The organism is Streptomyces sp. NPDC047061 (genome assembly GCF_040643955.1).
Classification (GTDB): domain Bacteria; phylum Actinomycetota; class Actinomycetes; order Streptomycetales; family Streptomycetaceae; genus Streptomyces.
Genome location: NZ_JBEYVI010000037.1, coordinates 41642 through 54149, shown reverse-complemented (window position 1 = coordinate 54149; position 12508 = coordinate 41642). Strand labels below are relative to the sequence as shown.

4 protein-coding genes are annotated in these 12508 nt (G+C 74.9%); 2 read left to right on the top strand and 2 right to left on the bottom strand.

The window, feature by feature from the left end; translation table 11 throughout:
- Positions 1-85: 85 nt before the first annotated feature.
- The gene (locus ABZ887_RS38495; RefSeq protein WP_361300499.1) at positions 86-7888 is read left to right on the top strand and encodes a type I polyketide synthase; all 7803 of its coding nucleotides are present in this window, start codon (positions 86-88) and stop codon (positions 7886-7888) included.
- A 37-nt stretch (positions 7889-7925) separates the two neighbouring features.
- Positions 7926-9422, top strand: a complete 1497-nt coding sequence (locus ABZ887_RS38490; RefSeq protein WP_361300496.1) for a tryptophan 7-halogenase — start codon at positions 7926-7928, stop codon at positions 9420-9422.
- 40 nt (positions 9423-9462) lie between these two features.
- Here ABZ887_RS38490 and ABZ887_RS38485 read toward each other — a convergent pair whose 3' ends face one another.
- Positions 9463-10692 (bottom strand): hydrolase, encoded by a 1230-nt coding sequence (locus tag ABZ887_RS38485; RefSeq protein WP_361300493.1) that lies wholly within the window; start codon positions 10690-10692, stop codon positions 9463-9465.
- Positions 10693-10870: 178 nt separating this feature from the next.
- Positions 10871-12433 carry a glycoside hydrolase family 30 beta sandwich domain-containing protein gene (locus tag ABZ887_RS38480; protein ID WP_361300490.1) on the bottom strand — a complete coding sequence of 521 codons (1563 nt, stop codon included), beginning with the start codon at positions 12431-12433 and terminating at the stop codon, positions 10871-10873.
- Positions 12434-12508: the final 75 nt, after the last annotated feature.

The following is a 12508-nucleotide window of genomic DNA, read 5'->3' as shown; positions in this document are numbered from 1 at the left end:
TCGTCGAGAACTCCGAGCGCTACGGCGGGAGGGTCGCCTTCGCCGATGACCGGCGGACGGTGAGCTGGAGCGCAGGACCGCCCGGTTGGCGGCCGGGCTGGGGGTCGGCCGCACGGCGCGGGTGGCCTTCTGCCTGGGTGACGGCGTGGAGCTGGCCGAGGGGCTGCTGGCCACGGTGCGGGCCGGCGCGGTGGGGGTGCCGCTGAGCTCCCGCGCCACGGACGCCGAGCTCGCCGGGCTGCTGGCCGACTGCGATCCGGACGTGCTGGTCACCGACCGGCACCACCTGTCACGGATCACGCGGCTGACGGCCGGACGTCCCGTCCGGCTGCTGGTCACCGGTGACGGGCCGCTGCCCGACGGGGTCACCGCCTGGGAGACGACGGCCACGACACCGGCGCCCGCTCCCCCGGACGATCTCGGCCTGGACGAGCCCGCCTGGCTGCTCTACACGTCCGGGACCTCCGGCACCGCCAGGGCCGCGATCTCCAGCCAGCGGTCCGCGCTGTGGTCCTCGGCCGCCTGCTATCTGCCCCGGCTCGGGCTGTCGGCCGCGGACCGCGTCCTGTGGCCGCTGCCCCTCTCGCACACCTACGCCCACTCGCTCTGCGTCCTGGGCACCACCATGGCCGGGGCGAGCGCCCGGATCACCACGGCCCGGGAACCGGCCGCACTGGCACGGCTGGTCGCCGAGTACGCACCGACCGTGCTGGCCGGGGTGCCGCTCACCTACCGGCAGTTGCTGGACGCCGGCCTCGGTGCCGTGCCCTCGCTGCGGCTGTGCGTCACGGCCGGCGCACCCAGCGACCCCGAGCTGCGGGAGGAGGCGGAGGCGCGGTTCGGCGCCCCGCTGCTGGACGGCTACGGCAGTACCGAGACCTGCGGCAAGATCGCGGTGGAGTCGCCCACCGGACCCCGGGTGCCCGGCAGCAGCGGGATGCCGCTGCCCGGCATGGAGGTGGAGGTACGGGCCGTCGCGCCGGAGCGGGCCGGCGGGACCGACAGGGACCGCGGTGACGGCGGTGCCGGTGGCGACGGCGACGGCGACGGCGACGGCGACGGCGACGGCGACGGCGAGATCTGGGTCCGTGGCCCCGGTGTCATGCTCGGCTACCACAACCGGCCCGAGGAGACCGCCGCCGCCCTGCGCGACGGCTGGTACCGCACGGGTGACCTGGGCCGACTCGACGAGCGAGGCTTTCTGGCCGTCACCGGCCGGGCGGGCGACCGTATCGTGCGCGGCGGGGAGAACGTCGACCCGGCCGAGGTGGAGCGGGTGCTGTGCGGTCTGCCCGGGGTGCGGGACGCGGCCGTGGTCGGGCGGGCCCATCCGCTGCTCGGCGAGGTGCCGGTGGCGTTCGTGGTGCCGGACCGCCCGGACCTCGACCTCGATCCGGTGCCGCTGCTGCGCGCCTGCGCCGCGGTGCTCTCCGCGCACAAGGTGCCCGAGGAGGTGTTGCCGGCATCGGCGATACCGCGCACCTCCGGCGGCAAGCTGCGCCGCGCCCTGCTGCGCCGGGCGCTCATCGACCGCCCGGCCGATCCGGGGCTCGCCGCGCTGGCCGGCCGGACGCCCGGTGAGCGACGCGCCGCGTTGACCGACCTGGTGTGCGCGGAGACGGCGGGGATCCGGGGGACGGCCGCCGATCCGGGCACGGCGTTCGCCGACCTCGGTCTGACGTCGATGGACGCCATGACCCTGTGGCACCGGCTCGGCACCCGCACCGGGCTGCGGCTGCCGACGACGCTGGTGTGGGACCACCCGACCCCGGCCGCGGTCGCGGCCCACCTGGACGCCCTGCTGTACGGGGTGACCGGGCCGGTACCTGCAGGAACAGCCGGGACCGCCGCGGGCGCAACCGTGCCGGAGGGAATCGCCGGGATCGGGCCGCGGCGTGGTCCGGAGGCCGAGCCGGTGGCGATCGTGGCGGTCGGCTGCCGCTTTCCGGGCGGTGTGAGCTCACCCGAGGACCTCTGGCGCCTGGTGGCCGAAGGCCGCGACGCCACCGCGGAGTTCCCCACCGACCGCGGCTGGGACCTCACCTCGCTGCACCACCCCGACCCCGACCGGCCCGGGACGACGTACACCCGCCGCGGCGGGTTCCTCGACGGGGTCGCGGACTTCGACCCGCTGTTCTTCGGCATGTCGCCCCGCGAGGCGCTGGCCACCGATCCCCAGCAGCGGCTGCTCCTCGAAGTCGCCGGGGAGACCTTCGAACGGGCCGGTGTCCCGGCGCCGGAGCTGCAGGGCACCGACACCGGTGTGTTCGTCGGCCTGATGCACGCCGGCGGGTACGGCGGCGGACGGCCGGCGCACGAGCTGGAGGCCCAGCTCGGCGTCGGCTCGTCGCCGAGCGTGGCGTCCGGCCGGATCTCCTACGTCCTCGGGCTGCGCGGTCCGGCGCTGACCCTGGACACGGCGTGTTCGTCCTCGCTGGTGGCGCTGGATCTGGCGGCCCGGTCGCTGCGGGCCGGGGAGTGTTCGCTGGCGCTGGCGGGCGGGGTGACGGTGCTGTCGAACCCGCGGCCGTTCGTCGTGTTCAGCCGGCTGCGCGGGCTGTCGCCGGACGGGCGCTGCAGGTCGTTCGCCGCGGGCGCGGACGGCACGGCCTGGGCCGAGGGGGTCGGTCTGGTGCTGCTGGAGCGGCTGTCGGACGCCCGTCGCAACGGCCATCCGGTGCTGGCGGTGCTGCGCGGTTCCGCCGTGAACTCGGACGGCGCGTCGAACGGCCTGACCGCCCCCAACGGCGAGGCACAGCGCGACCTGATCCGGCTGGCGCTCGCCGACGCGGGGCTGGCGGGGTCCGATGTCGACGCGGTCGAGGGGCACGGCACGGGCACCGCGCTCGGCGACCCGATCGAGGCGGGCGCCCTGCTCGCGACCTACGGGCAGCACCGAGACCCGGCCGACCCCGTGTGGCTGGGCTCGGTGAAGTCGAACCTGGGGCACACCCAGGCCGCGTCCGGGGTGGCGGGCCTGATCAAGATGATCGAGGCGATGCGCCACGACGAACTGCCCGCCTCGCTGTACGCGGAGCGGCCGTCGCCGCACGTCGACTGGTCCGGCGGTGCGGTACGGCTGCTCGACCGGGCCCGCCCGTGGCCGCGCCGCGACCGTCCGCGCCGGGCGGCGGTCTCGTCGTTCGGCATCGGCGGCACCAACGCGCACGTGATCATCGAGGAGCCGACCGAGATCGTCCCGGCGGACCGCACGGCGGCCGATGCGGACTCGGCCGCGGCGCCGCCCCGTCGGCTGCCGCCGATGCCCTGGCTGGTCGGCGGGGGTGACGAGGCCGGGATGCGGGCCCATGCCGGGAGGCTGGCGGCCGAGCTGGCCGGCGTACGGGACGACGCGGACGCGATGGACGTCGCGCTCTCGCTGGCCACGACGCGGGCCCCGCTGTCGCACCGGGCCGCCGTCCTGGCCCCGGACGCCGAAGGCCTGCTCAGGGGGGTGCGCGACCTGGCCGCCGGCGCCGACGGTCCGGCCCTGCTCCGAGGCACCGCACGCCCACGTCCGAAGGTGGCGCTCCTCTTCCCCGGCCAGGGGGCCCAGCGCCCCGGGATGGGCAGCGGGCTGCGGGCGGCCTTCCCCGCCTTCGACCGGGCGTTCACGGAGCTCTGCGAGGAGTTCACCCCGTGGCTCGACCGCCCTCTGCTGGAGGTGATCGACGAGCCGGGTCTCCTGGACCGCACCGACTACGCGCAACCCGCGCTCTTCGCCTACGCGGTCGCTCTGCACGTGCTCCTCGCCGGCTTCGGCGTACGGCCGGACCGGCTGGTCGGGCACTCGGTCGGCGAGCTGGCCGCCGCCCATGTCGCCGGGGTGTTCTCCCGGGCCGACGCGGTACGGCTGGTCGCCGCGCGTGGCCGGCTGATGGCGGCCCTGCCCCCCGGCGGCGCGATGATCGCCGTCCGGGCGTCGCCGGCCGAGGTGACGCCGCTGCTCGACGGGGTTCCCGGGCGGACCGTGACGGTCGCGGCGGTCAACGGGCCGGAGTCGGTCGTGCTCTCCGGGCCCGAGGACGCGGTGACGGCGCTGGCCGCCGCCGTCGGACGGCCGCAGCGGCGCCTGCGGGTGAGCCATGCCTTCCATTCGCCGCTGCTGGACCCGGTGCTGGCGGAGTACCGTGCGGTCGCCGAGTCGGTGACCTACCGGCGGCCGACCGTGCCGGTCGTGTCCACTCTGACCGGACGTGCGGAGACGGACGCGCTCGCCACGGCCGGGCACTGGGTGCGGCAGGCCCGTGAGACGGTCCGCTTCGCCGATGCGGTGCGCCTGCTCGCCCAGGAGGGCGTCACGGCCTTCGTCGAGGCCGGGCCGTCCCCCTCGCTCGGCGTGGCGGCCGAGGAGTGCGTCGGGCCGGACGCGGGTGCGGTGTTCGTGTCGTGCGGAGACGCCCGGACGACGGTCGAGGCGCTGGCGGCGCTGCACGTGCACGGGGTCGGGGTGGACTGGCGGTCGGTGTACGCCGACTCCGGTGCCCGACGGCGTCCGCTGCCCACCCACCCCTTCCGGCGGCAGCGCTACTGGCTGGACGCCGTCCGTACGCGGAGCGGGTCCGGCCATCCGCTGCTGGGCGAGCCGGTGCCCGATGCCGACGGGCCCGGGATCCGGCACACCGGCGTGCTCTCCCTCGACCACCATCCCTGGCTGGCCGACCATGTGATCGGCGGCCGGGTGGTGGTCCCGGCGACCGTCTTCGCCGAGCTGGCGGCCCGCGCGGACGGCTCCGCCGGGCCGGTCCGGCTGGCCGAGCTCGCGCTCCGGGCTCCGCTCGTCCTCGCTCCGGGGCAGGGGGCGCAGGTGCAGGTGGTGGCCGGGGCACCGGACGGGACGGGCGGGCGGCCGGTCACCGTCTGGGGCCGCCGGGCCGACACGAGCGAGCCATGGACCCGGCACGCCACCGCGACGACCGCCCCGGCCGAGGAACCGACCGCAGCGCAGAGCGAAGCGCTGACCGAGGAGACGCCCGGCGCCTGGCCGCCGGTGGGCGCGGAACGGATCGACGTCGACTACGAGCGCCTCGCAGCCCACGGCCATCGCTACGGGCCCGCCTTCCGCGCCGTCACCGCGCTGTGGCGCCGGGACGACGAGACCTTCGCCGAGCTGGCGCTGCCTCCCGGGGAAGCGGCGACCGCAGGGTCGTACACCCTGCACCCGGCCCTGTTCGACGCCGCCCTGCACGCCGCGCTGCTGGCCGAGGAGCCGGGCGAGCCGAAAGCGCCGGTGACGTGTTCCGGGGTGACGGTGTACGCGACCGGCGTCGCCGCCGCGCGAGCGGTCGTACGACGGCTCGGTCCGGACGAGTTCCGCGTCACCCTCAGCGACGGGGCCGGACTGCCGGTGGCGGCCGTGGAGTCCGTGGTCACCCGGACGATCCCGGCGACCCGGCCGCCGGCCGAGACGTACCGGCTCACCTGGCGGCCCGTGACCGTGCCCCCGGCCGACGGTGCGACCCCGGAGCACGAGCTGCTCGATGTGGCCGGGCTGGCCGCCGCGCTGCCCCCGTCCACGCCGGTGCCCGACCGGGTGCGGGCGCTGCTCGGCGCCGTGCTGGAGCGGGTGCGGGAGTGGACCGCCGACGCACGGCCGGGCCGGCTGCTGGTCCTCACCCGGAACGCCACCGGGGACACCCCGGACCTCGCCGAGGCCGCCGTCGCCGGGTTCGTCCGCAGCGCCGGGTCCGAACATCCGGGCCGGATCGTGCTGGTCGACGGGCAGGGCGCCGCGGCCACGACGACGGCAACGACGACGGCTCTGACGACGGCCACAACTGCGGCCGTGGCGGCGGTGCTGCGCTCCGGCGAGCCCGAACTCGCCCTGCGCGCAGGCGTCGCCATGGCTCCCCGGCTGGCCCCCGCCGATCCGCCGACCGCCGAACCCCCCGACCTCGATCCCGAGGGGACCGTCCTCGTCACCGGAGGCACCGGTGCGCTCGGCGCGAGCCTGGCCCGGTACCTGGTCACCGAACGCGGCGTCCGGCACCTGCTGCTGGCCGGCCGCGGCGGCAAGGCCCCGGACTGGGCGGACGAACTGGCCGCCGACGTACACGCGGTGGCGTGCGACGTGAGCGACCGGGCGGCCGTGGACGCGCTGGTCGCGTCCTGCCGACCGCCGCTCACCGCGGTCTTCCACCTGGCCGGGGTGGTGGACGACGGCGTGACGGCCGCCATGACGCCCGAGCGGATCGCGGCCGTGCTCGCGCCGAAGGCGGACGGGGCCTGGCATCTGCACGAGGCGACGAAGGACCTGGACCTGACCGCCTTCGTGCTCTACTCCTCGGCCGCGGGTGTGCTCGGCAGGCCGGGGCAGTCGAACTACGCCGCCGCGAACGGGTTCCTCGACGCCCTCGCCCGGTACCGGGTGGCCCGCGGCCTGCCCGCGCAGTCGCTGGCATGGGGGCCGTGGACCACGGCGGGCGCGGCCGGTATGGCGGGCCGGGTCGCGCCGGACCGGCTGCGCGAGGGCGGTGTGCTGCCCGTCGGCGAGCGGGAGGGCATCGCTCTCCTCGACGCCGCGCTGCGCCGTCCGGAACCGGTCCTGGTACCGGTACCGCTGGACCTGCGGGCCGCGGCGGGACCGGACGCACCGCCCGTCCTCGCCGACCTGCTGCCGCGCAGCCCGGCGGCGGCCGACGCGCCGCCCCCGGCCGACGCCGCCCGGGCGCCCGGTGCCTGGCGCGAGCGGCTCGCCGCCGTCGCGCCGTCCGAACGCCCCGGGCTGCTGGCCGAGTTGATCCGCGCCGAGATCGCGGCGGTGCTGGGCTTCCCGGACCCGTCCGCACTGCCCGCCGAACGCTCCTTCACCGAGATCGGCTTCGACTCCCTCTCCGCCGTGCAGGTCCGCAACCGCCTCAGCGCCTTCACCCGGGTCCGCCTGTCGCCCACCGTCGTGCTCGAGTACCCGACGCTGCCCGAGCTGACGGCCCACGTCCACGGAGTGCTGCTCGACGAGGACGCGGTGCAGGGAGCGGAGACGGAGACGGAGTCCGCCGTCGCCCATCGGCAACCCGAGCCCGAGCCCTTGCCCGTGCCACCGGGCACCACCCCCGCACAACTCCCCCACGCCCCCTACCGGTTCAGTCCCCTCTACCACCGCGTCCTGCGCGAGGAAGGGCCGAAGGAGGCGATGGCGCAGCGCTTCTTCGCCTCGTACGCCCTGCCGGTCTTCTCCGGCGCGGAGCGGGCACGGCACACCGTGCCGCCGCTGCAACTCGCGCACGGCGACGGCACCCCGCTGGTCTACCTCCCCGACTACATGGCACCGCACCTGCGCCTGCCCACGGGCCTGGCCGGGCAGTTCGACGGCGAGCGGGATCTGCAGGTGCTGGAGCATCCCGGCTTCGGCACCCGGCGGGCCGTTCCGGACAGCGTGGCCACGCTGGTGCGGGCGCACGCCGACACCGTGCGCTCACTGCCCGTCGAACGGCCGCCCGTCCTGGTCGGCTACTGCGCGGGCGGCGCGATCGCCCATGCCGTGGCGCGGCAGCTGGCGGCGGAGGGCGAGCCGCCGGCCGGGGTGGTCCTGCTCGACACCCATGCCGGGGTGCTGCGCCGTGGGGACGTGCGCGGGCAGGCGCTGATGTCCGCGGGTGCCGCGCTCGACGCCGAGGTGGTCGACCGGCTGGACGACGCCCTGCTGATCGCCGGAGGCGGGTACGTCCGGGTGATGGAGAGCTGGCGGCCCGAACCGTCCCCGGTCCCTGCCCTGTTGCTGCGCGGGAGGCCCACCGCGGAGATGCTGCGCCGCGCTCCCGACGACGACTGGCGGCCGCACTGGCCGCTGCCGCACGAGGCCGTGGACGTGCCGGGCGACCACTACTCCCTGCTGCACCAGGACGCCGGCAGCACGGCCGCGGCGATCCGTGCCTGGCTGCCCAGGTGACCACCGCCCCCGCCTCGTTCGGAAGAGGAGACACTGCATGGCTTTGCGGCACGAGGAGTACGAGCGGTACGACCTGATCGTCGTCGGTGGTGGGCCGGCCGGGTCGACCGCCGCGACGGCCGTGGCCCGGCGCGGGCACCGCGTGCTTCTGCTGGAGCGGGAGACCTTCCCCCGCTACCAGATCGGCGAGTCGCTGCTGCCCGCCACGGTCCACGGCCTGTGCCGTCTGCTGGGCGTCGCCGACGAGGTCGCGGCGGCCGGTTTCACCCTCAAGCGCGGCGGGACCCTGCGCTGGGGCCGGGATCCGGAGCCCTGGCAGTTCTCCTTCGCGACGACGCCCCGGCTGCCGGATCCCACCGCGACCGCCTTCCAGGTGGAGCGCTCCCGGTTCGACGAGATCCTGCTGCGCAACGCGGCGAGGGCGGGCGCCGACGTCCGCGAGGGCTGCCCGGTGCGCCGGGTGCTGAGCGAGGACGGTCGGGTGTCCGGTGTCGAGTACACCGGCCGGGACGGCACCCCGCGCACCGCGCACGCCCGGTTCGTCGTCGACGCGTCCGGCAACACCAGCCGGATCCACGGCCGGGTGGGCGGGGCACGGGTCTACTCGGACTTCTTCCGCAACCTCGCCGTGTTCGGCTACTACGCGGGCGGCAGCCGGCTGCCCGCGCCGAACGACGGCAACATCTTCTGCGCCGCGTTCGACGCCGGCTGGCTCTGGTACATCCCGCTGCGCCCCGACCTGACCAGCGTCGGGGCGGTGATCGCGCCGGAGCACTACGCGGCCGTGCAGGGCGACCCGCGGGCCGCGTGGCAGGACATGATCAAGGCCTGCCCCGAGGTCGACCGGCTGCTGACGGACGTACCGGTGGCGACCGAGCCGCCGTACGACCGGGTCCGGGTGCGCAAGGACTACTCCTACTGGAAGACGTCCCTGTGGATCCCGGGCATGGCGCTGGTCGGCGACGCCGCCTGCTTCGTGGACCCGGTGCTCTCCTCGGGCGTCCATCTGGCCACCTACGGTGCCCTGTTGGCGGCCCGCGCGGTGAACGCGGCCCTGGAGGGCAGGGTGCCGGAGGAGCGCGGCCTCGCCGAGTTCGAGGCCCGCTACCGCCGGGAGTACGGGGTGTTCTACGAGTTCCTCGTCGCGTTCTACGACATGGAGCGGGACGAGGACTCGTACTTCTGGTCGGCGAAGAAGATCACCCGGGTGGACGTCGACGAGGCCGCCGCCTTCGCCGAGCTGGCCGGGGGTGTGGCGTCGGGGGACACCGGAATACCCGGCGCCGGCGGGCTCGGCGTCCGGTGGAGCACCTCGGTGGCCGAACTGGAGGGCGCGGTGGGCCGGTTGGCCGCATCCGGCGACCGTACGAACCCGCTCCTGACCACCCGGGTCGTCACCGAGACCTTCCGCACCGGCAAGGACCTCCAGGAACAGGCCCTGTACGGGGCACCGTTGGACGGCCCGGCCCGGCCGCCGTCCGCGTCCGGGACGCTCGGGGTCACCGACGACGGCCTGTGCTGGCTTCCCGGGTGACACCCCCGGCAGCGGCCGGGGAGGCGGCCGCTCACGCCGCTCACCGGGCGAAGGGCCGCACCTCCGGCAGCAGGCCCGGCAGCCCGGTGTCGTTCCGGCCGCGCAGCCGGCGGTCGAAGAAGGAGGCCAGGCAGGCCCGTTCGGCGGGAATGGCGCGGGCCGGAGCGATGGTGCCGATGAGATTCACGACCGTTTCCCGGGGCAGGCCGAGCCCGCGCGCGATCTGCGGGACCATCGCCTCCTCGTCGGTGAACGTGGCGTGTTCGGCGCCGCGCAGGGTCAGGCCCTCGCGCGGGCCGCGGCTGTGCCGCCACAGGGCGTTCCAGGACGGGACCGTGCTCAGGTCGTTGCCGTCCTTGCCGATCAGCAGGAAGGGGCGGTCGAGGCCGTCGACGGCGACGGTCGAGAGGTGACCGTGGTCGCCGTCGTCCTGGACGTAGGCGACGACGCCGTCCAGGTCGGCTCCCGCCGCGATCCGCCGGTCGTCGTGCATCGCCTGGAGAGCGGTGAAACCGCCCGCCGACTGACCGAACATGCCGGTGCGGTTCCAGTCCGGGGTGCCGCGCAGTTCCCGGGGCAGTGCGCGCGGCAGTTCGTCGAGCAGGAAGCGGGTGTCGGCCACCCGCACCTCCATCGTCTTCCTCAGGAGGGCCCTGATGCGCTTCTCGTCCGGGTAGGCCTTGTCGTACTCCGCGGGCAGCACGGTGCGTTCGACCCGGCCGTCGGGGAACTGGACGGCGGCGGCGTCGTAGGTGTGGTCGAGCATCACCACGACGTAGCCGCGGGAGGCGAGGTCGTCGCAGAGGGTGGTGCCGAGGGAACGCGGGTCGCCGGCACCGGGCGAGTAGCAGACGACCGGGTACGGGCCCCGGTCCCGGTCGGCCGGGGCGCCCTCGTGCGCGTGGGTGCGGGTGGCCGCCCAGTCGACCTTGTCGGCGGGCACGCCGGCGAGGTTGTTCACAGCGGCGAAGCCGGCGGCCTCGCCGGGCAGCATCTGCGGTGCCCGGGGGTGGCCGCCGGTGTCCCGCGCCGGGTAGCGGATGCTGATCATCAGCTCCCGGTACGGCTGTGCGGTGATCCAGGGATCGGCGCGTGCGGTGTCGACGAGGCGCACGGAGACCGTGCCCACCGGATGGGGCCCGCTGGGCGTGGGCAGGGTCAGCCGCAGCCGTGCTGCCGTGCGCGGCGCGGCCGACGCGGTGCGCACGGAGACGGCGGACAGGGTGGTGGCGGCGACGGCCGACAGCAGGGCGGTGCGGCGGGTGAGCAAGGCAGGCCTCCTTGGCTGCGCAGACCGCACGGGCCGCACAGACAGCGCGGACAGCGCGGACAGCGCTGGGGCGGCGCAGACGACGCGGACGGCGTGTGTTCAGCGACGCCTCCCAGCTTTGTGGACCGGCCCGGCCGTCACCATCCGGCAGGCCGGTCCTCACCACCGGGGGTTGGCCCTACGCCCGCCCATGCCACCGGTAGGTGGCGAAGGAGCCCGCCGGTACGGTCGTCACGAAGCTCTGGCCGCCGACGGTGACCCGGACCCTGCTGTCCGTGGCGTTGCCGTTGCCGAGGACGGTGACGTATCCGCCGTCCCGGGTGCGGTAGACGACGTTGCCGACGCCGTGATCCGTGGCGCTGGACTCCAGTCGGACGTCACCGGGCGCGAGGTACTTCGCGAACTGCCCGAGCCCGTACAGCTCGTCGCGGACCGTGAACTTCCTCGTCCCCGTGTCGACGGTCACCAGCCGGTCCTTCCACTTGGTGGTGGCCGCGACCTGGTCCCAGTCGATGTTGTTGTCCCGGGCCGGTGTCCAGTGCAGGGTGCCGCCGTCCTGGTCGGTGGTCTGGGCCCACAGGATGTAGGAACCGGCGTCCAGGCGGAAGTCGTTCAGGACGGTCGCGGGCGACAGGTCGCTGGTCTCCGTGAGCTGGACGGGCTTGCCGAACTCCTCGAACGCGTCGCGCATGACGGTCGGGTCACCCCAGTAGGGGTGGAAGGCGATGGCGTCGGCCGCCTTGCGGACCTGTGCGCCCGTCACGGAGCCGTCCGGGGCGTCCTGGAAGATGCGGTGGTAGTTCTTGGTCGCCGTGCTGTTCGGGTCGCGCCAGTCCCAGAAGTTGAAGTCGTGCACGTAGAGCTGGGTGTCCAGGTGGGCGGTGTGCATCTCCCGTTTGATGGCGAGGGCCAGCTTCTGCTGCTGCGCGATGCTGATGTCCATCGCCGGATAGACGACGTCCATGCCGGGCTCGTTCAGCAGGGTGAGCGCGTCGACGTGGATGCCGTGCCTGGCGTACGCCTGGACGAACTTGACGTAGTAGCGGGCGACCACCTCGATGCAGTCGTCCCGCAACTTGCCGACCTGGTAGTAGTCCGTGCTGCTGCCGGGCTTGAGGGCGACCTCGCCGAGGAAGCGGTTGTTCGTCTTCATCCAGGCCGGGGCGCTCCACGCCGACGCGAAGAAGGTGGCGTGCGGGTTGTAGCGCTGGATGAGCTTGATGGTGTCGATGATGTGCAGGTCGATGTCCCGCTGCACGGAGAAGTGCTTGAGGCCGAAGTCCTCGGTGACACCGGCGGGCAGGTCGTCCTCCGACCAGAACGGCAGGTGCTCGATGAGGTCGGGGCTGCCGATCGTCAGCCGGAACCGGTCGAGTCCGGCGCCGTGTTCGGGGTCGACGAGCAGCCGGACGGCCGCCGCACGCTCGGCGGGGGTGAGCTTCCACAGGTTGGAGACGCTGGTCTCGTCCAGGGAGAAGCCGATGCCGGTGTACTTCTGCCGGAGGGCGGCCGGGTCGGCGACCACGGTGGCGTCGACGGCACCGCCCTGGTCCGCGCCCGTCCTGACGATCGGCAGGGGCTGCCACGCCTGCGTGCCGCCGGTGGAGTAGGTGCCGGTGACGACCTGGCCGTGCCCGGCGCTCCCGTTCGCTGCCGGGCCGGTCCGTGCGGACGGACTCGCGCCGATGAGTGGCAGTGCCATGACAGTGACGGCCGCGATCGCGGTGATCGTACGTCTCACAGCAACTCCTGGACTCTGTGGGGGTGTCGGGGGTCGTGCCGTGCCGAACCGAGATCCAAGCAATATCCGTGATGT